Genomic DNA, 23,962 nt, shown 5'->3' with positions numbered 1-23,962 from the left:
AGTTTTGATTTTCTCTTTCAGCTTTCAGTTTTGAATGTAATGAGCTGATTTATAAGTTGTTTTGCCTGAAGGCTAAGCAGATTCAGCTTTCAGCCTTGTTTCTCTATTGCGATCAGTCGTACCAATTGAAACGGTTCAATGAATCTGCGACCTGAAACCTCTATGCATTGTATTCAGCCTAGGTTTCAGCCTTATTTGGTTGTATATTAGTTTGTTAGATGGAAAACTGAAAGCTGAAGGCAAAAAATAAACTTATGTATGGGACTTGTTACTATGGTGTTTCAGAATCATAATCCTCAACTTTTTAGTAAGCTTATTATCCCACTACTATCCGACCATAATCCGACCATTAAATAGCGTCAAAAGTGACGCTTTGACCTCTTAAATATAGCTACTGATAGAGATGGAAATAGTTCGATTTAGAAGTGTAAGTATCTGATAGCTAGAATGTAAAAAGAGCTTCCTAGATCGTCCGCCGACGAGGAAGCCCTTCAACACAAAAACTAAACTAGACTTAACTAAACTATTCTATTTTGGAATTTCACAATCCCATTCTGTTCGTTGCAAAGTTACATATTAAATAAACTTTAGCAAACTATTATCGATAAAAATCAACTTTTTGACGATAAATGGTACAAGATTAACTCCTTTTATCTAGAAAAGCCTGAAAACTCTGTTTGTAGCTATCACTTATAGGAATATACGTTTTATCAAAGACAATTCGTCCGCGATCGATAACCCGTATCTTATCTTTTTGAACAATAAACGAGCGGTGCACGCGTATAAAACGTGTAGCAGGCAAAAGTTCTTCCATAGCCTTCATACTCATTAGTGAGAGAACTGGTTTGGCCACTCCCTCTGTATGAATTTTAATGTAATCTTTCAATCCTTCGATGTACATGATTTTGCTGAGTTCTATCTGTACCAGTTTATAATCGCTTTTAACGAAGATACTGTCGATCTCTTCCGCCGGTTTTTGAGTCAACTCAAACCATTGCAAAGCTTTGTTGGCTGCTTGCAAAAAGTCGACATACGAGATAGGTTTTAGCAGATAATCGAGGGCATTGACTCGATAACCATCGATGGCATATTGATCAAATGCAGTGGTAAAAACAATACGCGTGTGCGGATCGACCATTTTCGAGTACTCCAATCCATTTAGTTCCGGCATTTGTATATCCAGAAATAAGAGGTCCACTTGTTGCTCAGGCAATTCTTTCATAGCTTGTACAGCGCTGGAATACTTGCCCGATAACTTCAGAAACGGAGTCTTGTTCACATAACTCTCCAGCAAATTCAATGCCAGAGGTTCATCATCAACAATTGCGCAATTTAACGTCATATCTTGGTCTTTTTATACTTAATGTCTGATACTGAGCCGAGAGTAATACTCCTCTCCATCTTCTGAGACTCCCTTTTCCCAAACATACTGGCCGGGGTATAGCAACTCCAATCGTTTGCTAACCTGTTCGAGCCCGATGCCCGAACCGCTTTTGTCCATAGTCGATTTGGGATGATTGCTGTTGCGTATCTCACAAATCACCTCGTTTTCTTCTTCGGATAGTGAAATGTCGATATAGCTGGGTTCGGTTGGTGAGATCCCATGCTTGAACGCATTTTCTATCAACGAGATAAAAAGGAGAGGGGCGATGAGGGTTTGACTGTCCGGTTCGACTTGAAAAGAAGTCATCATCTTCACATTAGCCGATAAGCGGATTCTCATCAACTCAATGTAGTTGCGGATAAAATCGATTTCTTTGCACAACGGGACCTGCGTCTGTTGATTATCATATAGTACGTACCGAAGTAGCCTACTCAACTCCTGCACCGCTTGCTGAGCTTTATCTGTATCGAATGCGATCAATGCATAAATATTATTAAGCGTATTGAGCAAGAAGTGCGGGTTGAGTTGGTTGCGTAAGTTTTTCAATTCTGCTTCCGTCCGGTTGCGTTCTGCTTCCCTGCGGGCTGCTTCCGCCCTTGTCCACCTGCCACTCATGCGAATGGCTGCACTTAGTCCAACGGTAAAGGTGAGGCTTAGCATGTCACGAGCGAAGAAGAGCCATCCCGGCGGCATATTTGGTCGTTTCGGGAACATAGCCGGGTCGAACGTTATACTTTGCCAAAGCCGGATGAGAAGACCTACCACACACAACAGGATGATGTTGTATAGAATATATCTTTTGGCTTGGTTCTGAAAAAGATAACGAGGCACCAACCGGAAATAATTGACGTAGAACACGATCATGAAAGACAGCGGTACGGCGGCATGGCGTACGTACGCCATCCAGTTCATACTGCCGTTCTCACGATCTATAAAAAAGAACGGAAAGCCGAACATAATCCCCCAGCTGATAATATGTATCAGTGCTTCCAAGGGACGACGTGCAGATATAAAGGTCTTCTTCATGTAGACAAAGATACTATTTTATTCATATCTAATAGCTTCTATCGGATCTAAATCAGCTGCTTTTTTTGCCGGATACCAACCGAAGAATACTCCGGTGACCGTGCAGACGGCAAAAGAAAGGAATACACTCCATGCTTGAATAAAGATAGGCCAATGTGCCACACTCTTGACAAGCCAACTTGCACCGCAGCCAATAATAACCCCAATGATACCTCCTGTGATACTGATCAGGATAGCTTCGATTAGGAATTGGCTTAGAATATCTACTCCCCGGGCACCTACGGACATACGCAGCCCGATTTCTCGTGTACGTTCCGTAACGGATACATACATGATGTTCATAATTCCAATTCCTCCTACTACCAGTGAAATGCCGGCAATGCAGGCGAGTAGGGTAGTCATTAAATCGGTGGTAGAGTTCAACATCGTACTCAACTCTTGCTGCGAACGAATGCTAAAATCATCACTGTCCGACTCCTTCAGCTTATGATTACGGCGGAGAATGGTGGTGACTTCTTCGGTTGCGTAGTCAGTCATATCTTCCGTCAGCGCAGAAGCTAGATACCTTGTAGGTAAGTTACGGCAAGCAAGCGTTTCATCACAGTGGTGTAGGGTGCCAGCACAACTGCGTCCTGGTCCATACCCATTGAGTTATACCCTTTGGCTTTGAGTACGCCCACTACCCGGAAAGGAATCTGATTGAATCGGATCACTTTGCCAACCGGATCTTTTCCATCCGGGAAGAGGTTGTCTACAATCGTTTTACCGATAACACAAACCTTTGCCGAGGCCTGTATGTCAGCTTCGGTGAACATCTCTCCATTTTCAACACTCAGCTGACGTATCTCCAGGTATTCTGTTCCCACACCGCTAACCGACGACGGATAGTTGTTGTTACCGGCAATCAATTGTCCGGATGAGGAAACATTGGGCTGATGGCCGACAAGAAGCTGGTCTCGTTGCGCAGAGATTCATAATCGGATAGTTTGAGGGTCTGCATGGCAGAGGGGTCTTGGCGAACTCCTCCACGCATATCCGCACCCGGATGGATCATAATCATGTTCGATCCCATCTCGGATATTTGCGCCTGAATGCTTTTCTTCGATCCTTGTCCGATGGCAAGCATGGTAATAACCGAAGCTACACCTATTATTATGCCGAGCATAGTAAGGAAGGCACGTAGCTTATTGTTAGCCAATGCTCGAAGTGCTATTTTAAATAGATTGGTTCCATTCATAATTTTAGTCGTTTAATCTTCATCATTCTTTGGTAAAGCTGCCAGAGACTTTGCCGCCGATAGAATATTAGCATTGATGGTATCCTCTGTCACATACCCATCTCGCAGGCGAATGTTTCGGCTACTGTATTGAGCGATTTCCGGATTGTGCGTTACGAAAATAATCGTGCGTCCCTCGGCATGAAGCTTTTGGAAAAGAACCAGGATATCGAATGATGTTCGTGTATCCAGGTTACCGGTTGCTTCATCGGCTAGGATCACTGCCGGATTGTTGACTAATGCACGGGCAATAGCTACCCGCTGCATTTGTCCACCGGACATCTGGTTGGATTTATGTTCCAACCGATCTCCCAATCCCACAGCCTGTAAAGATTCAATCGCTCGCTGACGCCGTTCGGAAGCAGTGACAGTTGCATTGTACATCAACGGGAGTTCCACGTTTTCCACAGCAGTCGTTTTAGGAAGTAGATTGTAACTCTGGAAAACGAAGCCGATTTTACGGTTTCGCAAAGTGGCCCGTTGCGGTTTGCCCATAGTTCTCACGGCGATCCCGTCGAGAAAGTACTCTCCACTTGTCGGGGTGTCCAAACAACCGAGCGTATTCAGCAGCGTCGATTTACCCGAGCCGGAAGTCCCCATGATGGTGACGAATTCTCCTTCGTTGATTGTGAATGAAACACCCCGCAATGCGTGGACAATTTCGTCACCAACGTGAAAATCTCGTTTGATTTGTTGAAGTTCAATTACTTTTTTACACATAAGGCTTCGGTGGTTTTATTTCTTTTTGTTTCTCCCCGGAGGGTAGGCATGAACGGGCTCTTTTCACCGCTACTCTTTTCACTGCTTACTGCCACTTGAGAATTCTCTCCCGGCATGACACCTATGGTCGCTTCGGTAATGATAGAAGTTCCTTCTGCAACTCCACTGATGATTTCCGTACTCACTCCGTTGCTTATTCCCACTACCACCGGATGCGCTGTAAAGGTTGTGCCTTCGCGAGTCCAGACTTTATGTTCGCCTTCGCAATCCTTCACGATGTCATTTTTACCGATAAGCGGTACTTCGGGTGTGAAGCGTAAAGCTTTGTTAGGAACAGACAGTACATCTTTCTTGTCCAGCGTGTAAATCGTAACATTGGCAGTTAGGCGCGGTTTCAGTTTTAGATCGGGGTTCGGTGCGGAAATAACCACTTCATAAGTGACCACGGTGCTGCTTGAGCTTGAACTACTACTGCTGCTACTTGCGTCACCCAAACGAATCTGAGTTACCTTTCCTTCAAATGTGTCATTCGGATAAGCGTCGACTGTGAAAGTAGCGCGCTGGCCTTCGATGATATCACCTATATCCGCTTCATCCACATCGGCTACTACCTGCATTTGCGTTAAGTCCGCCGCAATGGTGAAAAGGGTTGGTGTCTCGAAGCCCGAAGCTACCGTCTGTCCGGCTTCAACCGCACGGCTTATAACGACTCCGTTGATGGGTGAAGTGATCGTTGCGTACGATAAGTTGCGTTGCGCTTTGGCCAACGAAGCCTTGCTGCTGTCAAAAGCACTTTGCGCTTTCTGGTAGTTGTAAAGAGTTTGTTCGTACTCCGTATCACTAATCAGCGATTTGTCATGCAGCGCTTTGCTCCGCTCGTAGTTCTTCTTCTGATATTCGTATTCGGCCTTTGTACCATCATACGTTGCTTTCTGCGAAGCGAGTTCGCTTTGCAATGTCACCCGGTCCATCTCGGCAAGCAACTCACCTTGAGTCACGGTGGAGTTGTAGTCCACGTAAATCTTATCGATAATACCCGATACCTGTGTACCCACTTCCACTTCCGTTACCGGTTCGATAGTCCCCGTGGCGGTCACTGAATTTGATATTTCCCCTTTGCTGACAGTCGCGGTCGCATAAGTCACTTTATGCTTGGCAGGTGACTCTTTGAGGAACCAGACTCCCACGCCGGCTACCACGACTACTGCCACGGCTATGAGGATGATCTTCTTTTTTTTCATTCTTCCTATGTTTTACATTATTATATGATCCTATTTGTTCACGTCACTTCTAATTTAGAGTCAGCTCTTCACCTTGATAGAACTTCAGGAGTTGCGTATTCAGTATAGCCATGTACTTGGCTTGTAGCTGCTCCTGTTGTGCTTGCAGCAAGTTGTTCTTTTCGGTGAGGAGTTCTACTGTATTCTTCATGCCGTGATTAAACTGTTCGCTGATGAGTTCATAGCTCGTTTGCGTACTTTTCAGTTTCTCAATGGCAGCGACATACCGTTGTTGTGCCGAGTTGGCATCCAACCATAAGCCTTCAATCGCCTTGTACAACGTTTTTTGTTCGTCGAGCAGATTCAGCATACTTGTTTCATATTGCAGCTTTGCTTTCTGTACAGCGCTTTTAGTCTGGCGGTTGTTAAAGATCGGTACGCTGACCGATAAACCGAGTGAATTGTTCCATCCATTTTTAACCTGTTCGCCAAAGGTGAAGTCACTACCACTGGTGTGGTTCGTTCCTATACCTGCGCTGAGGCTGACCGTTGGCGTATATCCTGACTTGGCAATACTGATTCCCAACTCCGATGCTTTTACATTTAACTTCTCTGCCTCAATCTCAGGACGTAGCGTGAGTGCACTTGTATATACATTTTGCTTCGTTGGCAGGGGAGTCAGCACATTCGCATCAGACAGGGCAGGCAGGTAAATATTCATTTCCTGCTCTCCATCCAGTTCGAGAAGTTGTTTCAATTGCAGTTTATAGTTCGCTAAAGTGGTTTCTGCCGTTACGAGTTGGTAGCGGTCAGTGCTAACTTGCGCTTCCAACTGGGCGAGATCGCTTTTAGAAATGCTTCCCGCAGCTAACAACTCCTTTCCACGAGCAAGTTGAGCTTCCGAAACCTTCAAGGTGTTTTCGTTTACCTTGATCGACTCCGCAGCATATAGAATCTGCACATAAGTCTGTGCAATCGACTCGCGAATGCTGTTGGCCGAAGTTTCAACATCCAATTCGGCAACCTGACTGTTCAGCTTCTCCTGTTTGATCGTGTTCAATCGCTTATTCCCGTTATAGACTGTCCACGAAGCATTCAGACCATAATTACCGTTGTAGCTTGTTTTGCTGCTGCTACTGATAATCTCGCTTCCGCTCACCATGTTGCTAGTCTCCTGATAGGGACGATTCACCACGTTATGGCTTGTCGAAAAAGATAAGTTCGGAAATAAGGCAGCTTTAGCCGTCTTCACATCAATCTGACTACTTTGCGCATTCACACGATTCTTGCGAATCGTGATATTCTGCTGTAGCGCGTAGTCTATGCATGTCTGCAAATCCCACTGAGACGGGAGTTGCACTTCATTGCGACTGCCGGCAACTGTCTGTGCAGAAGTACTCTGCGCAAATATGCCCGGTAGCATGCTTCCGGCAAGAAGTGTTATCACTGTCAATCTTCTTACATTTATCATATCCTTTGATTCTTTAAAATTATACGGCAAAATTATGTCCTTACTATAATGCGTGCAAAAACGATAGACGGATTAGGTAATTTCGCCGTTAAATGTTTTTTTTCTGTCGATAGGAGGGCCGTAACAGAAAAAACAAGAAGAAGGGTGCAACATTTTAAGGAAATTAATTGTTTTATTTATAAAAATTGTATATTTGTATCTATTACAATTGAAAAGCCGATTATATGAAGAATACATTACTTTCAATATGGACTTTTTATGTGGAAGGATTCCGCAGCATGACCTTGGGGCGTACCTTATGGATCATTATCCTACTGAAACTGTTTGTTATGTTTTTTATTCTCAAAATGTTTTTCTTTCCCGACTTTATAGCTACTCAGTCCGATGACCCTGACAAAGGGAACTATGTTGGCAATGAGTTGATACGGAGAGCTATTCCCGAAAATAAGGCAGATTTTTAACTATTAAACGCGATATAATTATGATTGAAAGTATTGACACTTCGTTAATCGACTGGTCGAGAGCCCAATTTGCATTGACGGCTATGTACCATTGGATTTTTGTTCCACTCACCCTCGGACTAGCTATCGTGATGGGTGTTATGGAGACGCTGTATTATAAAACGGGAAATGAGTTTTGGAAGCATACCGCTAAATTCTGGATGAAGCTGTTCGGGATAAACTTTGCCATTGGTGTGGCAACCGGCTTAATTCTGGAATTCGAATTTGGTACGAATTGGAGTAATTATTCTTGGTTTGTAGGTGATATATTTGGTGCTCCGTTGGCCATTGAAGGTATTCTTGCTTTCTTCATGGAAGCCACATTTATCGCAGTCATGTTTTTCGGCTGGGATAAAGTAAGCAAGCGTTTCCACTTAGCCTCTACCTGGCTGACCGGGTTTGGAGCAACGATTTCCGCCTGGTGGATTCTGGTAGCCAATGCATGGATGCAACATCCGGTAGGTATGCAATTCAATCCGGACACAGTGCGTAATGAGATGGTCGATTTCTGGGCAGTAGCCACTTCTCCCGTAGCCGTTAATAAGTTCTTCCATACGGTACTTTCCGGTTGGGTGTTGGGAGCTGTGTTTGTAGTCGGTGTCGGATGCTGGTTTCTGTTGAAGAAACGCAATCGGGATTTTGCATTGGCGAGCATTAAAATCGGTGCCGTTTTCGGATTAGTATCTTCTCTGCTTGCTGTTTGGACTGGCGATGGTTCCGGCTATCAAATTGCACAGACACAACCCATGAAGTTAGCCGCCGTAGAAGGATTGTACGAAGGTGGCAATAGCGTGGGGCTGGTAGCAGTCGCTGCATTAAACCCCGAAAAGAAAACATACAATGACGGCAAAGACCCCTTCTTATTTAGAGTCGAAATACCCAGCCTGTTATCTTCCTTGCCGAGCGCGATTTGAATGCGTATGTGCCTGGTATTACAAATATTATTGAAGGCGGATACGAACTCAAAGACGGTACGAAAGCCCTTTCGGCTGTGGAGAAGATCGAACGTGGAAAAATAGCTATCGGCGCTTTAGCGGCTTATCGAGCTGCGAAAAATGCCGGTAATGACGAAGATGCCAAAGTAGCTTATACGGTATTGATGGAGAATATCTCCTATTTCGGCTACGGATACATCAAGAATGTAAATGATCTGGTGCCTAATGTTCCTCTCAACTTCTACGCATTCCGTATTATGGTGATTCTAGGCGGATATTTCATCTTGTTTTTCTCAGTAGTGCTTTTCTTAGCCTATCGGAAAGACTTGAGTAAGATGCGCTGGATGCATTGGATCGCTTTGCTAACTATTCCTTTGGGCTATATCGCCGGGCAAGCCGGTTGGGTGGTGGCCGAATGTGGACGTCAGCCTTGGGCCATACGTGATATGCTTCCCACTTCAGCTGCTATCTCCAAACTCGATGTTAGTTCGGTGCAGACTACTTTCTTTATCTTCCTCTTCTTGTTTACCGTTATGCTGATTGCCGGAGTTGGTATCATGCTGCGTGCCATCAAGAAAGGACCGGAGTTAAAACAGTAATCCTTGAACCCTAATACTTAATTATTATGTATATATATCTTCAACAATATTGGTGGCTCGTCGTTTCCTTGCTAGGAGCCATTCTTGTGTTCCTATTATTTGTGCAGGGAGGGAATTCATTGCTGTTTAGCTTAGGCAAAACCGAAACTCAACGCAAGATGATGGTCAACTCGACCGGGCGGAAATGGGAGTTCACTTTTACCACATTGGTCACATTCGGTGGAGCATTCTTCGCCTCATTCCCTTTGTTTTATAGTACCAGCTTCGGTGGAGCTTACTGGCTTTGGATGATCATCCTTTTCAGCTTTGTGCTGCAAGCTGTGAGTTACGAGTTTCAGAGTAAAGCCGGCAATCTATTGGGAAAGAAAACCTATCAAGTCTTTTTGGTTATTAATGGCGTAGTAGGTCCCGTATTGCTGGGAGGTGCTGTGGCTACCTTCTTCACAGGCTCCGATTTTTACGTAAATAAAGCCAATATGACCGATACCCTGATGCCGGTTATCAGCCAGTGGGGGAATGGATGGCATGGACTCGATGCCTTGACTAACATTTGGAATGTGGTTCTCGGCGTGGCTGTCTTCTTCCTTGCGCGTGTGTTGGGAATCCTTTATTTCATAAACAATATCGTAGACAAAACCTTCACAGACAAATGTCGTCGTGCTTTGGTTGTGAACGCAGGTTTATTCCTTGTGTTCTTTTTAGCCTTTGTCATTCGTACCTTGTTCGCCGAAGGGTTCGCTGTCAATCCGGATACGTTGCAAGTCTATATGCAGCCTTATAAATACTTCACCAATTTCATTGAAATGCCTGCTATTCTGATTCTATTCCTGATCGGCGTGGTATTGGTACTCTTTGGTATCGGTAAAACGATTCTGAAAGATAAGTTCACGAAAGGAATTTGGTTTGCAGGTATTGGTACCGTGTTTACAGTTCTTGCATTGTTCTTGGTTGCAGGATATAATAACACAGCATTCTATCCGTCGAGTACCGATTTGCAAAGTTCGCTGACATTGGCAAATAGCTGTTCCAGCGAGTTTACATTGAAGACGATGGCTTATGTTTCCATTATGGTTCCATTTGTGATCGCTTACATCTTCTACGCATGGAGAAGCTTAGACCGTCATAAAATTACGGAAGAAGAGATGAATAAAGGTGGACACTCCTATTAAGAATCGAATCAATCCATTCGGATATTCTGTCCGGTCATTGATTCATAAGATAGAGACTGTCTCAAAAGTATAATGCGAAAACTCCCCCGTTACAACAAGCTGTAGCGGGGGAGTTTCTTATAATAGCGAAGGCTTTTTAAAATAACCTTCTGTTTGGATCAATAATAACCTTATTTGGTTACAACGTTTTCAGGCTTTCCGGCAATGTATGCTTGCAGGTTGCTAATTGCCAAATTCATCAATCTATCACGTGCTTCCGTAGTAGCCCAGGCAATATGCGGAGTGATGTAGCAATTTTTAGCTGTTAGCAGCGGGTTATCAGCGCGAGGAGGTTCTGTGGACAACACATCTACACCGGCGGCGTAAATACGGTTGTTGTTCAAAGCGTTCGCCAGATCCTGTTCGTTAATGAGCGGTCCGCGTCCGGTATTGATTAGAATCGCTGAAGGTTGCATCAGAGCCAGACGACGTGCATTAACCAACTCATGCGTTTCTGTAGTCAGCGGACAATGCAAACTGATGATGTCACATTCACTGAAGAGTTCGTCCAATTCCATCTTTTTGATTTCGGGAGGCAACTGGAAGTGCGACTTAGAAGTATATGCGAATACCTGCATACCGAAGCCTATCGCCACACGAGCCGTATTATAACCGGTGTGTCCCAATCCTACCAAGCCAATCTTCTTTTTGCGTAGCTCCATGAGAGGTGTATCCCAGAAACAGAAATCTGCATTGTGAGTCCAGCGACCTTTGCGTACCTCATCCGAATGATGCTTTACCTGCATGGCAATGTTCAGTATATGGGCAAATACCATTTGCGCTACCGAATCGGTACTATAAGCTGGGATGTTGGTAACTACAATGCCTCGTTCTTTGGCGGCAATTGTATCCACAACGTTGTATCCGGTGGCCAGTACACCGATGTACTTCAAACCGGGAAGAGCATCCATCTGCTCAGCGTTAATTACCACTTTATTAGTCAGGATAGCTTCCGCCCCTGCAGCACGTTTCAGAACTTCGTTGGGAGCTGTACGTTCGTAAACGGTACAATCTCCTAGAACTTTCAGACTTTCCCAGGATAAATCACCGGGATTGGCGGCATAGCCGTCTAAAACTACTATTTTCATATAAGTGTGTTGTTAGTGTATTTCATTTGAGTTTCGATTATGCCGCAGCTACTTTTTGTACCGTTCGCCCCAAAGTTGTTGCATTCGTTCCGCAAGCTTTAGTTCGGCAGCATTTTTCTGAGGTTGCCAGATTCGTCGGTTCTTCACCTCATCCGGTAAGAACTGTTGTTCAACGAAATTGCCCTCATAGCTATGCGCATATTTATATTGATCTCCATAACCGAGCTGTTTCATTAGCTTGGTTGGTGCGTTTCGCAAATGCAGAGGAACAGGTAAGTTACCCGTTTCGCGTACCAAGGCCAACGCGTCATCTATGGCAGAGTAAGCTGAATTGCTTTTAGGACTTGTAGCCAGATAAATCGTCGTTTGAGCCAAAGGAATTCTTCCTTCCGGCCATCCGATCTTCATCAGCGTTTCGAAGCAGGCATTTGCGAGTAATAAGGCATTCGGATTTGCCAATCCGATATCCTCCGAGGCGGAAATAACCAGTCGGCGAGCAATAAAAGCCGGATCTTCGCCCCCTTCAACCATTCGCGCCAACCAATAGATCGCACCGTCGGGATCACTTCCCCGGATTGATTTAATGAAAGCCGAAATGATGTCGTAGTGCATCTCCCCATCTTTATCGTAGGCTAATGGATTCTGTTGCAGACGCTCCGTCACTTTATCATCGGTAATTACCACCGTATTTTCACCTTCCGATTCTACTACAAGCTCCAGAATATTCAGCAGTTTGCGGGCATCTCCACCCGAAAAGCGTAACATAGCCGCAGTTTCTTTCAATTCGATTTTTCGCTCCTTCAAAACCGAATCGGTTACGATAGCCCGTTCCAACAGTTCCAATAAATCATCCTTCTCAAGAGATTTTAGCACATATAGTTGGCAACGAGATAGGAGAGGGCGTATCACCTCAAAAGACGGGTTCTCGGTCGTAGCACCGATCAGCGTTACCGTACCCTGTTCCACGGCTCCCAACAGAGAATCCTGTTGCGATTTGCTAAAGCGGTGAATTTCATCGATAAAAAGAATCGGGCTACCTTGTGAAAAGAAGCGATTGCTTTTAGCACGTTCAATCACTTCGCGCACATCCTTTACGCCGGAGCTTACCGCACTCAGTGTGTAGAAAGGAGTCTCCAGTTTGTTAGCGATGATTTGCGCCAAGGTTGTTTTTCCGACTCCGGGAGGTCCCCAAAGAATGAATGAAGAGATGCGTCCTGCGTCGATCATCTTGCGCAAGATAGCACCTGGCCCAACTAAATGCTTCTGGCCGATGTATTCATCCAATGTTCTGGGTCGTAGTCGTTCTGCTAAAGGTTGCATAGTTAAAAGACCATTAATACCATGAAGCGGATACCGTTCTTGTTGATGCCCGGGTTATCACAGTATGTGAAACGATGCACATATTCAATATGTAGTAATTTGAATATATTGTAGATACCTACGCTACCTTCTATATAAGGTACTTTCGGATCCATTACGAAACTGGTGAATTTACCGTCGCGAGTAGGGAAGCGGAACAAGTCCGGATTATCGCTTTTGAACGGATTGTTCTTATCCGTCAGCGAACCCCACAGCGCACGTACACGAAACATTTCCCGCCATTTCAGATTCTTAAGTAACGGAATACGGTTGAACAACTTACCGTTCATGTCGTACGATACAGACATTGAAGCGAAGCGGTCGTTCAGGAATTCCATATTATTAATAAGGCAGAATGTTTCCCGTTGTGTAATATAAGATAAGTTAGCTTCCGGTAAGATAAGGAGTGGGAACGGAACCGTATTCCATTCGGCACCCGCTTTAATACTACAGTCAATTTTACCCCAAGAAGAAGACAACCAGAAGCGTTTCCATATGCTGGCTTCGGTACGGTGGAAATTGTATTCACCACCTAATATCCCTTTGAAACCCATTGCATGTGTTAACGTGAAAACAGGCGCATCCAGTGATACCGGTACACGACGCTGTTTGGAGTTTACAAACGATTCGCCCGGAGCGTAACGGAAAGTCACACTGGCTTCCGAAGTCGTCATATCGTGCACCCTTGTCTGTTCGGCATCGTTGCGCAAGTATTCCAGTTTACCGGTCGGTTCATCATTTCGATGGCGAAGCATTGCCTTCACACCGAATCCGGTAGGAGTCTCTAAATCGTAATTGATGGTAGCGTCACGCATATATGACATTTGGTCGACCGTAGTCGTCTTCATCGAAAGGAAGATGTTGTCTTTGTCCGTGAACAGAAACTTATCCATGGGCGACATAACATCGTAGCTGTACGTTGCCGAAATGAAATGTTTCGGAAACTCCCATACCACATAGTCGCGTTTGTTGAACGAATAAGTAGCTGTTCCGCTATACTTCCATTTCTCATCTTTTAAACCGTATGCCACATAACCATTCATAAACCAATGCTTATGCAGATTGGCCGTAGTCATGGCACTTAGGCGGAAGCGTGTTCCATCAATATAGTTGCTCGAGATCATTGTATTGATCGGTCCGATGTCCACCTTGCTCGGATGTTCTTTGGTTCCCGTCTCCACGAAGTTTTCAATTAGCGCCTTTGCCCCGAAAATAATGTATTTAAAACCCGGAATCTGTTCAAGGCGATTCACGAATAGGTCCATCGTACTTTCCTTATTCGTGAGAGGCACCTGGCGCACACTAGCCCAGTACTCATCACTCTTCGAAAGCATATCCGCCTCTTTGATGATAGGTCCTTTCAAACGGAATAGGCGAGGCTCTATCGAAGTAAAGTCATAATTGCTGTATTTCGTGATTCGTTCCACCTGCAAACCGCCCGACGTCTTATTTGAGTTCCACGACATATCCACAGTCATGTTATCGTCCGATAAAACCCAGTTACCGTTCGGTAACTGTTCGTACTGCTGAATGATGTCCATTCGGTTCACAAAGTTTACGCCTGTTTTCTTAGGAAGATTCATCGTACATTTCTGTACCGCATAACTCGAATCGTTCAAGACATAAAGATGTCCCGTAAAACCAAAATCCTGTGAGTTTTGCGGGACAAAAGTAAGGTGCACACATTCGTTCCGATCAACCATCAGCGTATCCATCAGGTAGAATTTGTAGAACGAAATCGCATTGTTTCCAATCGGGCTGACGAAGCGTTGTTGCAGCAAACGTATTTCATCGTCATAGATATTAACGTCCGAAAAAACATCTTTCAGCACCGTCCCCAACATATCACCAGTCGAAAAGAATTCTTCAATTCCGTTCGAGTTCTTTCCTTTTATAATTGTCTTTTTGTTTTCCGGCGATTTGCGGAAGATTGTCTGAGAAGCCGTTTCCTGTACCGATATTGGCAGAATAAGCTTATTGGTTGTTTCCGAAACCTCTACCTGATCTCTCAGAAAAGAGTATTTCTTATATATCCCTCTTTCGAGCTTCTCCGGTGTCAGATCGTTGATCGACATCTTCATTTTCTCGTATTTATCGTACTGGTAGTAGTCGTTTTCCTCAAGCTTTTGAGCCTTTTTGTGCTCAATCACCTTCTTCATGAACTCCACAGCCGGGTTGTTTTTACGGGAATACTTTTCTTTGGTTGGTTTCACCACCACTTCGCTCAGTAGAATGTTTTCGGCGCTCAGTTGGATATTAACCGTATGGCTCCCCGGAGCCACCTTTACCGTTTGAGGTTTGTATCCCACAGCCGAGAAAACCAGCGTTCCCCCGTTCTTACGGGCTTCCAACTTGTATTCTCCGTCAATATTAGTCACAGTCCCAATATCCCGTTTATCTTGGTAGAAGACATAGATATACATGAGTGGCTCATGTGTCAAAGAGTCTGTGACAAGTCCTTTAATCTGCTGCGCAAAAGCATGCGGAGCGAGGAATACAAATAGAAAGAAAATGATTAATTTATTGTATTTCAATTTCATAACGTTCGTAGTAGAGGCTGCAAAGTTAGCAAATAACTGATAAGATGTGTGTTTATATAACTTTTTTTACTCATCGTTTTTTGTTGTTTGCAAACAGTGTTCTATTCTTCCGTCAAAATCTGCACAATGCGTTCGGCAGTCCGACCATCCCAGCGTTCGGGCAGTTCTCCGTGCTTCCATTCCCCTCTCATTAAAGTATCCATGGCCTTGGCAAGTGCCTCCGAATCTTCTCCCACCAGTTCATTCGTTCCCATGCGCCAAGTTTCGGGATGTTCGGCATACGTGTTGAGTGTAATACAAGGAATGCCCAGGAAGGTAGCCTCTTCAGCCACATTGCCCGAGTCGGTGATAATCCCTTGCGCCTTATTCATCAGGTAGCCAAAGCATAGATAACTTTGCGGAGGCATAATGTGAAAGTTCGGTGCATCGATACCCATTGCTTTAATGGCATCACTTACGTAAGCGTGCAGAGGAGCAACTACCGGAGTTCCGTTCGCGTGTGCGAGAGTTGTTTCAATCAGTTTACGCAGGTTGTCCGGATCGTTGAGCAATGCACGGCGATTGAGTGTAAATAAGAGATACGCATTTTCTTTCAGTCCCAGTACCGAAAACCATACCGGTTTCAGTAGCCGGTTTCGATTGTAGCGGATGGTATCAATCAAGATATTACCTACGTAATAAACATTATTGGTTTCGGTTCCCGTTTGATTCAAGTTACGGTTGGCTACCATACCCGCTGTGAATAAGTAGTCCGACAACCCGTCCGTAATCATGCGGTTCACCTCTTTTGGCATATTCATATCAAAAGAGCGGATGCCCGCTACCAGATGCGCTACCTTCACCCCTAGCTTTTTAGCTACGATAGCACAACTCATCGTGGCATTCAGGTCGTCTACCACAAGCACAACATGAACCGGATTCTCTGTTAGTTCTTGTTCAAAAGCAATCATGATAGCAGCCGACATTTGCGTCGGGTTACTACCCTCAACACCCAAATACACATCGGGCGTTTTCATATCCAGATCGGCAAATAAAGATGCGTCCAGGCTTGTGTCATCCTTTCTACCCGTATATACCAGTCTGTAAGAAATACTTTTACCCAGTCCACGCGCCTTGTCAATTGCACGTGTGATGGGAGCTATTTTCATGAAATTGGGACGTGCCCCAGCAACAATAGTTATCTTCATATCGTATTCTAAATCTATATTGGAAAAACAAAAGTACGGTTTCTTACGGAATTTATTCGTTACTTTGTAGACAAAAAACAAATTTATGCCTACTTTCGTTCAAATACTTGATTTTATCGGCACATTTGCATTCGCCATTAGCGGCATACGCCTAGCTTCCGCCAAACGTTTCGATTGGTTTGGAGCCTATGTCGTAGGACTGGCTACAGCTATTGGTGGAGGAACCATTCGCGATGTGTTGCTTGATGTTACCCCTGCCTGGATGCTCGACCCCATATATTTAGTCTGTACTGCGTTGGCATTAGGCTGTGTGATTCTTTTCGGAAAGGTATTGATTCGCATGAATAATACTTTTTTTATATTCGATAGCATCGGACTCGCCCTGTTTACCGTAGTCGGTGTCGGCAAAAGTTTTTCACTGGGCTATCCTTTTTGGGTCGCTATTATTATGGGTAGCATTACCGGAGCTGCGGGAGGAGTCATTCGTGACGTCTTTATTAATGAGATCCCCCTTATTTTCAGGAAAGAAATTTATGCCATTGCCTGCGTTATAGGTGGCATAGCCTATTGGATCTGCGATTTCATCGGTATGCAGCCCTATGTTTGTCAGCTTGCAGGAGGGATTTCGGTATTCATCACCCGCATCCTAGCTGTGAAATACCAGATCTGCCTACCCATTCTGAAAGGGCATGAAGACCATAAGAAATGACATAAATAAAAAATCCGACGAAAGGCGCAGGCCGATCGTCGGAAACATGATTGAATAACTTATTTCTCAGCGGTTTTCGTATCCATTTCCCCGCTGAAAGAGATTGATTGGCGGTTTTGCATCATTACGTCGATGCTGGCAGCCCCATTATCGAATACCGAAATACTGAAGTCATACTTATCCTCAGCCGTGCGTGCAGAGAATTTGATTTTAGAACTTCCTTTCTTACCTGGCTCCATGATATAGTCTTTTAGAGGAGCTTTGAATACCAGCCCCTCACCACCACCGTAAGGTATGCTGTATGCCCGTCCAAAATAAGGTAAATACGAAATTACCGAGTCGTTTCTGACCTCAAGCGCATAAGGCGATGACAAAGGAATTGAACGCCCGCGCATGGGGAAAGCCGTATTCGCGTAAATTTTGTATTTTTCTGATGTAAGAAGTTCTTTTACAACTAGTTTCATCTGCTCTTTTTTTTCTTTTTTACTTTGAGCGGAAAGACCCACTGCTCCAAGTAATAAGATAAGTAGTGTGATAAGTCTAAGATTTTTTACTTTCATACCTGTTACATTTTTAAAAGTGAAACCTATTTTCCTTTCCAAAATTAAGAAAAATAAAAAGAAAGTATGCCCGAAAACTATCAAATACCACCCGAAAACTGTTTTTTGATAGTTTTTCCCCTAAAGTATGATAAAATTCAGCCCTTCAAATCCTAATAATTTCAGTAAACTTGCCCTTGACGAGAAAGAAACGGAATATTAACATTAAAAGTATTTGAGTATGAAAAATTTGAGTTTCAGAAAAGATTTAATAGGAGTTCAAGATGAACTGTTTCGTTTTGCATATAAGTTAACATCGAATCATGAGGAAGCGAATGATTTATTGCAAGAAACATCACTAAAGGCATTGGATAATGAAGATAAATATACGCCGGATACAAACTTTAAGGGATGGATGTATACCATCATGCGTAACATATTTATAAATAACTACCGCAAAGTTATGCGTGATCAGACTTTTGTAGACCAAACCGATAATCTTTATCATTTAAATCTTCCGCAAGGCTCCGGTTTCGACAACACCGAGAGTTCTTACGATTTGAAAGAGATGCATCGCGTTGTTAATTCCTTGCCGAAAGAATATCGCGTACCATTTTCTATGCATATCGCCGGCTTTAAATATCGTGAAATTGCCGAAAGATTGAATCTTCCCCTTGGAACCGTAAAAAGTCGCATATTCTTCACTCGTCAACGGTTGCAGCAAGATTTGAAAGATTTCGCATGAGTTTTGACTAGGAGTATTTGATGGAATGATCTGATAACCAAAAGTATAGTAAAGATGTTTTTTTGATTAAACTTGGGTTGGGATAGCAATTTTAGTTTTCCATTTTATGAAGAAGGAGTACTGTTGAAGGTACTCCTTTCTTGTTTTCTACCATTATGATATTAAGCACACTTTTTAAGTGTTTTTTTTTGCTTAATTTGTATCATTGTGTCAAATAACTCCGTATATTTGTAGAGGCTAGTTATCCATTTAATTACAGTTCTAATCTAATGTTTAAAGCAATGAAAAAGGAAATAAAATTCAGTCTCGTTTACCGGGATATGTGGCAGTCTTCCGGTAAGTATCAACCTCGTGTTGACCAGCTAGTCCAGATCGCCCCATTGATAGTTGAGATGGGTTGTTTTGCCCGCGTCGAAACCAATGGAGGTGCTTTCGAACAAGTAAACCTATTGTATGGTGAAAACCCAAATGTAGCCGTGCGGGCATTTACTAAACCATTTAATGATGCAGGTATCCAAACCCATATGCTCGACCGTGGATTAAACGGTTTGCGTATGTATCCCGTACCTGCCGATGTACGTCGTCTAATGTATAAGGTGAAACACGCTCAAGGAGTAGACATCACCCGTATCTTCTGTGGGCTTAATGAAGTTCGTAACATCATTCCTTCCATTCATTACGCACTTGAAGCCGGCATGATTCCGCAAGCCACCTTGTGTATTACTTTCTCACCGGTGCATACGGTAGAATACTACACCGCCATTGCCGACCAATTGATTGAAGCAGGTGCTCCTGAAATCTGCTTGAAAGACATGGCAGGCGTTGGTCGTCCCGATATGCTGGGCCGACTTACCAAAGCAATCCGCGAACGCCATCCCGAAGTGGTCATTCAGTACCATGGACACAGTGGTCCGGGATTATCGATGGCATCTATCTTGGAAGTTTGTAAGAACGGAGCCGATATTATTGATGTAGCCATGGAACCCATGTCGTGGGGAAAAGTTCATCCGGACGTGATTTCTGTTCAGGCTATGCTGAAAGATGCTGGTTTCCAAGTTCCTGAAATCAACATGAAAGCCTATATGAAGGCACGCGCCATGACTCAAGAGTTTATCGACGACTTCTTAGGTTACTTCATGGACCCTACCAACAAGCATATGTCGTCCTTGTTGTTGAAGTGCGGACTTCCCGGTGGTATGATGGGATCTATGATGGCCGACCTCAAAGGTGTACATTCCGGTATCAATATGATCCTGAAATCAAAGAACGAACCCGAGTTGAGTCTCGACGATCTATTGGTTATGCTGTTTGATGAAGTCGAATACGTTTGGCCTAAGCTAGGTTATCCTCCTTTGGTGACACCTTTCAGCCAATACGTCAAGAATGTGGCTTTGATGAATGTGATGTCTCTTATTAAGGGCGAAGATCGTTGGACTATGATCGACAATCATACTTGGGATATGATCTTAGGTAAAAGTGGTCGTTTGCCCGGAGCGCTTGCACTGGAAATTATCGAGTTGGCCAAAGAAAAAGGATATGAGTTTACAGACGAAGACCCGCAACAGAACTATCCCGACCAACTGGATGAGTACCGCAAAGAAATGAAAGAAAACGGCTGGGAACTCGGACCGGATGATGAAGAATTATTCGAGCTTGCCATGCACGATCGTCAATATCGCGACTATAAATCGGGCGTAGCTAAGAAACGCTTCCAAGACGATCTGCAACGTGCTAAAGACGCTGCATTGGCTAAGCAAGGATTCTCCGAAGATGAAGTAAGACGGTTGAAGCGTGCAAAAGCAGAACCTATTACCGCTATGGAACGGGGACAAATCTTATGGGAAGTAGATATCAACTCCACCTCCATGGCACCCGAAGTAGGGCATAAGTATGAGCCCAATGATGTCTTTTGCTACATTGCTACGCCTTGGAACACTTTCGATAAGGTGTGGGCTAACTTTAGCGGCCGTATCATTGAGATCTGCGCCAAACAAGGAGCCGTAGTTCGTAAAGGCGATGTGTTGGCTTATATCGAAAGATGTGAGGTAATTGCCTGATGACCGTTTGATTCCTCTTGCCGCAGAGCTGCGAGTCGGGTCAATATAAAACAGAAGCGATGAACACGCTATAAACTTCTCTTCAGGGAATGAGAGTAAGTATATAGCTTGTTCATCGCTTCTTTGTTTTCTTGTTTTCTGCAGGAGGGAACGGCGGCATCTGATTCATTAACCGCATGATCTGTGTCTGTCGTCTCAGTATATAGCTCGATGGCTTTGCCGAGTCAAAACGGATTGGGTTCGGTAGCGTAGCCGCAATCAAAGCACTTTGTGCTTTCGAAAGCTTGGCGGCAGTCGTCCCGAATTTCTGTCTGGCGGTCGCTTCCGCACCGTATATACCCTTTCCCATTTCGATTGAGTTCAGGTAAACTTCCATAATTCGTTCCTTCGACCAGCATAACTCAATCATAAACGTGAAGTATACCTCAAAGCCCTTTCGTGCCCACGACGATTTCGGCCATAGAAATACATTCTTGGCAGTCTGCTGACTGATTGTACTTGCCCCTCTTTTTCTTTTGCGTTTCTCATTCTCCTTCATTGCCTTTTTGATCTCGACAAAGTCGAAGCCATTGTGTATCGCAAATCGGTTATCCTCCGAAGCGATGACGGCAGTTGGCAGGTTAGGGGAGATTTTGTCAAAAGAAACCCACGTGTGTTTCCACGTGGGTTTATCTTTTGCAAATAACTGCTCTATACTTCGTATCACCATCAATGGGGTAACGTACACCGGAATAAACCGGTAAGCTACCACTGCGAGAATGGTCGACACGAAAAAGAATACCAGCAAGTTACGAATGTAGCGAAGAATTTTTTTAATTAGAGGCTTCCGCATTCTTAATCATCTGTTCGCTGGCATACATATAAACTTCTACACGACGGTTTTGCTCGGCAGTTTCAGAATCGTTGTATTCTGAGAAACCTACTCCCTTCACTTCTTTAAACTGAACAGGAGCTACGCCACATTGTTGCAAGTATTTCTGTACGGAGAAAGCGCGGTCTGTAGAAACCTTTTGATTAGCTTCGTAAGTACCTACTTTGTCAGTATGACCGATAACAGCAATATCCAGTGTCGGATCTTCTTTCAGCAAGTTTGCGAACTCAGCCAAAGACGTTTTTGAGTTGCTGCTCAGAGCAGACGAATTGAATGGGAATAAAATACCCGAGCTGAATGTAACCTTTACAGCACTAAGTCCGTTTGTATCCGTTACTTTTTCTACCTGTGCGCCTTGAATCTTAGCAGCTTCGGCAGCTTTTTTATCCATTTTCTTACCAATAAGCGCACCAGTACCTGCACCTACAGCAGTACCTACTGCAGCACCGATTGCAGCGCCTTTACCTTTACCGATCACGCCACCTAGGATTGCGCCTAGTGCAGCACCGGAACCACCACCGATAACGGCGCCTTTTCCTGTATTGTTCATGCTGGCACAACCGCTAAATAATAGGGTGATACTCATGAAAAAACCATAAATTTCATCTTGTTCATAACACAAAGTTTTTAATAGGTTTATAATTTTAAATGCTTTCTTCCAATAACAATGCAAAGATACATATTATTCATAAAAGGTGTGATTTTTAAGTTAAAATAACGTCGGCTGTATTTCGAATTTATTCTGCTGGTTTCTTCTTTTTTTTCTTTCAAATCGAGGCTGAGAAAAGCAAATTAACTATCTTCGCACATCTAAATGATTAATAGTTAAATATTAAGATGCTATGAAACTAAAAACTTTTCTCCTTTTCTTATGCCTGCTTTTTTGGCAGAACGGCTTCCGGCTTACAGCCCAAAACGCCCGCAATCCTTTTGATATCAACCAACCCTCTTTGCGAGTATTTCTTCCTGCGCCCGAATTGGCTCCGGACGTGCTATTGTCGCTTGCCCCGGTGGGGGATATAGTGGGTTAGCTGTCAATCACGAAGGGTATGATTGGGCACCTTTCTTCAATAAACAAGGAATCGCCCTAATTGTTCTCAAGTATCGCATGCCGGGAGGTGATCGTACGCTTCCCATCTCCGATGCCGAAGCAGCTATGAAGACCGTACGCGACAGTGCCGATGTATGGAACCTCAACCCGCACGACATTGGTATCATGGGATCTTCCGCAGGCGGACATCTGGCGTCTACCATTGCCACTCATGCTACTTCTGAGTTGCGACCCGATTTCCAGATTCTGTTTTATCCGGTCATCACCATGGATAAATCGTATACACATAGAGGTTCGCACGACAATCTGTTGGGCAAAGACGCTTCCGAGGAATTAGAGGTGCAATACTCCAACGAAAAGCAAGTGACCAAAGAAACGCCTCGTGCTTTCGTTGTTTTCAGCGATGATGATAAAGTCGTCCCTCCCGCCAATGGAGCCAACTACTACCTCGCACTTAATAAACTAGGAGTTCCTTCCGTATTTCATGTTTATCCCTCAGGCGGACACGGTTGGGGCATACGCGAAGGCTTCCTCTATAAGAATGAGATGCTCAACGAACTCACATCCTGGCTCAATAGTTTCAAAACTTCGGGTAAAGATACCGTTCGGATGCGCAAATAGATAAAACCTCCTATATATAAATAGGTATAATACGGCATTCTGTGTACAAAGCAGGATGCCTTTTTGTATGCTTACCCCCGTCAAAAAGCTTCTAGGGCATATGGGTTAAATTTGATGGAATTCGTATATGGTTAGATTTTTCAAAAGAGAAAACTTCCTTGATTTTCTGACTCTGCTTATGCGTATTATTTGCCGGAAATAAGAGTAGGTTTCCTTCTTTTTGTGCTCAAAATAGACGCTCGTTTTTTCATTAAAATGAATAATATTTACTTAGCTTCTTTATCAATAAATACTCAATATTTTACAATGAGAAAAAGCGTTTCGGGTCACATAATTAACGTAAATTACCTATGTGGGCCAAAAATAACTTAAAGAAAGCTTTAATTAACAAAGGAAATTCTTTAATTAACTTTTAATTAGAAATTAAACTAGTCTTGATTGTTTCTTTTGCATAACTTTGTATTGAAGACAAAGCTGCTATTATATTATATTTAAAATGAGCATGTGAGTGTGATGACTATAGTCTGGTAAATGAGAAAAAGACTTATTGATACAAGAACTAGAGAAGATGAAAACTTAACTATTTGGAGCCATGCTAAACATGGCAGAATATCTGTTTTTTATGTAAGATTATTTCTTTTAATTTCTTATCAAAACGGAACAAACACAGAGAGAGACGGTATGATTTATACGCCATACAAGTATTTTCATTAATGCTAAATTGGGATAAAAGGGATATTTTCGGTTTCTGGAATAAATTTTCCAGTCCGGATTATTTCTATAGGTTATGGTTTTGATTTGAGTTTATTATGTTACGGTTAGTAGAAAAAGATAAAAGAAGTCATTCTTTTTGATT

General features: G+C 43.6%; 15 protein-coding genes and 5 pseudogenes. 7 read left to right on the top strand and 13 right to left on the bottom strand.

Annotation, left to right across the window (positions count from 1 at the left end; genetic code table 11):
• Positions 1-640 precede the first annotated feature (640 nt).
• The 6 genes and pseudogenes from JCM10512_RS11215 to JCM10512_RS11190 all read right to left on the bottom strand — a co-directional run bounded on the left by JCM10512_RS11215 (position 641) and on the right by JCM10512_RS11190 (position 7,097).
• Positions 641-1,342: a LytR/AlgR family response regulator transcription factor gene (locus JCM10512_RS11215; protein WP_044163094.1), complete on the bottom strand. Its 702-nt coding sequence runs from the start codon at positions 1,340-1,342 to the stop codon at positions 641-643.
• Between the two features lie 18 nt (positions 1,343-1,360).
• Positions 1,361-2,410, bottom strand: a complete 1,050-nt coding sequence (locus JCM10512_RS11210; protein WP_044163092.1) for a sensor histidine kinase — start codon at positions 2,408-2,410, stop codon at positions 1,361-1,363.
• Between the two features lie 18 nt (positions 2,411-2,428).
• Positions 2,429-3,647, bottom strand: a pseudogene (locus JCM10512_RS24595) (ABC transporter permease).
• A gap of 12 nt (positions 3,648-3,659) precedes the next feature.
• Positions 3,660-4,406 carry an ABC transporter ATP-binding protein gene (locus JCM10512_RS11200; RefSeq protein WP_044163158.1) on the bottom strand — a complete coding sequence of 249 codons (747 nt, stop codon included), beginning with the start codon at positions 4,404-4,406 and terminating at the stop codon, positions 3,660-3,662.
• A 15-nt stretch (positions 4,407-4,421) separates the two neighbouring features.
• A pseudogene (locus JCM10512_RS11195) lies at positions 4,422-5,647 on the bottom strand (efflux RND transporter periplasmic adaptor subunit).
• A 49-nt stretch (positions 5,648-5,696) separates the two neighbouring features.
• A complete protein-coding gene (locus JCM10512_RS11190) occupies positions 5,697-7,097 on the bottom strand; it encodes a TolC family protein (protein ID WP_044163087.1) in 1,401 nt (466 codons plus the stop codon).
• Between the two features lie 224 nt (positions 7,098-7,321).
• Here JCM10512_RS11190 and JCM10512_RS11180 point away from each other — a divergent pair, with 224 nt between their 5' ends.
• The 3 genes and pseudogenes from JCM10512_RS11180 (at position 7,322) to cydB (ending at position 10,300) form a co-directional block, all read left to right on the top strand.
• A complete protein-coding gene (locus JCM10512_RS11180) occupies positions 7,322-7,558 on the top strand; it encodes a DUF4492 domain-containing protein (protein WP_044163082.1) in 237 nt (78 codons plus the stop codon).
• Positions 7,559-7,578: 20 nt separating this feature from the next.
• Positions 7,579-9,131, top strand: a pseudogene (locus JCM10512_RS11175) (cytochrome ubiquinol oxidase subunit I).
• 26 nt (positions 9,132-9,157) lie between these two features.
• Entirely contained in the window at positions 9,158-10,300 is a 1,143-nt protein-coding gene (gene cydB / locus JCM10512_RS11170) for a cytochrome d ubiquinol oxidase subunit II (protein ID WP_044163079.1), read from the top strand.
• A gap of 170 nt (positions 10,301-10,470) precedes the next feature.
• Here the strand turns inward: cydB and JCM10512_RS11165 are convergent, their stop codons facing one another.
• The 4 genes from JCM10512_RS11165 to JCM10512_RS11150 form a co-directional block, all read right to left on the bottom strand.
• The gene (locus JCM10512_RS11165) at positions 10,471-11,427 is read right to left on the bottom strand and encodes a D-2-hydroxyacid dehydrogenase (RefSeq protein ID WP_044163075.1); all 957 of its coding nucleotides are present in this window, start codon (positions 11,425-11,427) and stop codon (positions 10,471-10,473) included.
• 48 nt (positions 11,428-11,475) lie between these two features.
• A complete protein-coding gene (locus tag JCM10512_RS11160) occupies positions 11,476-12,747 on the bottom strand; it encodes a replication-associated recombination protein A (RefSeq protein WP_044163073.1) in 1,272 nt (423 codons plus the stop codon).
• A 2-nt stretch (positions 12,748-12,749) separates the two neighbouring features.
• Positions 12,750-15,326 (bottom strand): DUF5686 and carboxypeptidase-like regulatory domain-containing protein, encoded by a 2,577-nt coding sequence (locus JCM10512_RS11155; RefSeq protein ID WP_044163070.1) that lies wholly within the window; start codon positions 15,324-15,326, stop codon positions 12,750-12,752.
• A 101-nt stretch (positions 15,327-15,427) separates the two neighbouring features.
• The gene (locus JCM10512_RS11150; RefSeq protein WP_044163156.1) at positions 15,428-16,513 is read right to left on the bottom strand and encodes a UDP-N-acetyl glucosamine 2-epimerase; all 1,086 of its coding nucleotides are present in this window, start codon (positions 16,511-16,513) and stop codon (positions 15,428-15,430) included.
• Positions 16,514-16,598: 85 nt separating this feature from the next.
• On the opposite strand from JCM10512_RS11150, the gene JCM10512_RS11145 reads away from it, so the two are divergent.
• Positions 16,599-17,222, top strand: coding sequence for a trimeric intracellular cation channel family protein (locus JCM10512_RS11145; RefSeq protein ID WP_044163068.1), 624 nt, complete (start codon positions 16,599-16,601; stop codon positions 17,220-17,222).
• Between the two features lie 59 nt (positions 17,223-17,281).
• Here JCM10512_RS11145 and JCM10512_RS11140 read toward each other — a convergent pair whose 3' ends face one another.
• Positions 17,282-17,782, bottom strand: a complete 501-nt coding sequence (locus JCM10512_RS11140) for a DUF4251 domain-containing protein (RefSeq protein ID WP_044163154.1) — start codon at positions 17,780-17,782, stop codon at positions 17,282-17,284.
• A gap of 220 nt (positions 17,783-18,002) precedes the next feature.
• Between JCM10512_RS11140 and JCM10512_RS11135 the strand changes: the two genes are divergently transcribed.
• Together JCM10512_RS11135 and JCM10512_RS11130 are read left to right on the top strand one after the other, a co-directional pair.
• Entirely contained in the window at positions 18,003-18,506 is a 504-nt protein-coding gene (locus JCM10512_RS11135; protein ID WP_044163066.1) for an RNA polymerase sigma factor, read from the top strand.
• Between the two features lie 281 nt (positions 18,507-18,787).
• The gene (locus JCM10512_RS11130) at positions 18,788-20,563 is read left to right on the top strand and encodes a hydroxymethylglutaryl-CoA lyase-like TIM-barrel protein (protein WP_044163064.1); all 1,776 of its coding nucleotides are present in this window, start codon (positions 18,788-18,790) and stop codon (positions 20,561-20,563) included.
• A gap of 112 nt (positions 20,564-20,675) precedes the next feature.
• Here the strand turns inward: JCM10512_RS11130 and mtgA are convergent, their stop codons facing one another.
• The gene (gene mtgA / locus JCM10512_RS11125; protein WP_044163061.1) at positions 20,676-21,395 is read right to left on the bottom strand and encodes a monofunctional biosynthetic peptidoglycan transglycosylase; all 720 of its coding nucleotides are present in this window, start codon (positions 21,393-21,395) and stop codon (positions 20,676-20,678) included.
• Positions 21,376-22,049 (bottom strand): annotated as a pseudogene (locus tag JCM10512_RS11120) (OmpA family protein). Before JCM10512_RS11120 ends, mtgA begins: the two are co-directional and overlap by 20 nt.
• 227 nt (positions 22,050-22,276) lie before the next feature.
• On the opposite strand from JCM10512_RS11120, the pseudogene JCM10512_RS11115 reads away from it, so the two are divergent.
• Positions 22,277-23,097: pseudogene (locus JCM10512_RS11115) on the top strand (alpha/beta hydrolase); the annotation flags it as partial.
• Between the last annotated feature and the right edge of the window lie 865 nt (positions 23,098-23,962).

Source organism: Bacteroides reticulotermitis JCM 10512 (genome assembly GCF_000517545.1).
In the GTDB taxonomy this organism is placed as follows: domain Bacteria; phylum Bacteroidota; class Bacteroidia; order Bacteroidales; family Bacteroidaceae; genus Bacteroides; species Bacteroides reticulotermitis.
This window is presented reverse-complemented; position numbering and strand designations above follow the sequence as displayed.

Bases quoted from the DNA above. Each gene is read 5' to 3' on its own strand.
- JCM10512_RS11215 (WP_044163094.1), bottom strand. From the start codon at position 1,342: ATGACGTTAAATTGCGCAATTGTTGATGATGAACCTCTGGCATTGAAT.
- JCM10512_RS11210 (WP_044163092.1), bottom strand. From the start codon at position 2,410: ATGAAGAAGACCTTTATATCTGCACGTCGTCCCTTGGAAGCACTGATA.
- JCM10512_RS11200 (WP_044163158.1), bottom strand. From the start codon at position 4,406: ATGTGTAAAAAAGTAATTGAACTTCAACAAATCAAACGAGATTTTCAC.
- JCM10512_RS11190 (WP_044163087.1), bottom strand. From the start codon at position 7,097: ATGATAAATGTAAGAAGATTGACAGTGATAACACTTCTTGCCGGAAGC.
- JCM10512_RS11180 (WP_044163082.1), top strand. From the start codon at position 7,322: ATGAAGAATACATTACTTTCAATATGGACTTTTTATGTGGAAGGATTC.
- cydB (WP_044163079.1), top strand. From the start codon at position 9,158: ATGTATATATATCTTCAACAATATTGGTGGCTCGTCGTTTCCTTGCTA.
- JCM10512_RS11165 (WP_044163075.1), bottom strand. From the start codon at position 11,427: ATGAAAATAGTAGTTTTAGACGGCTATGCCGCCAATCCCGGTGATTTA.
- JCM10512_RS11160 (WP_044163073.1), bottom strand. From the start codon at position 12,747: ATGCAACCTTTAGCAGAACGACTACGACCCAGAACATTGGATGAATAC.
- JCM10512_RS11155 (WP_044163070.1), bottom strand. From the start codon at position 15,326: ATGAAATTGAAATACAATAAATTAATCATTTTCTTTCTATTTGTATTC.
- JCM10512_RS11150 (WP_044163156.1), bottom strand. From the start codon at position 16,513: ATGAAGATAACTATTGTTGCTGGGGCACGTCCCAATTTCATGAAAATA.
- JCM10512_RS11145 (WP_044163068.1), top strand. From the start codon at position 16,599: ATGCCTACTTTCGTTCAAATACTTGATTTTATCGGCACATTTGCATTC.
- JCM10512_RS11140 (WP_044163154.1), bottom strand. From the start codon at position 17,782: ATGAAAGTAAAAAATCTTAGACTTATCACACTACTTATCTTATTACTT.
- JCM10512_RS11135 (WP_044163066.1), top strand. From the start codon at position 18,003: ATGAAAAATTTGAGTTTCAGAAAAGATTTAATAGGAGTTCAAGATGAA.
- JCM10512_RS11130 (WP_044163064.1), top strand. From the start codon at position 18,788: ATGAAAAAGGAAATAAAATTCAGTCTCGTTTACCGGGATATGTGGCAG.
- mtgA (WP_044163061.1), bottom strand. From the start codon at position 21,395: ATGCGGAAGCCTCTAATTAAAAAAATTCTTCGCTACATTCGTAACTTG.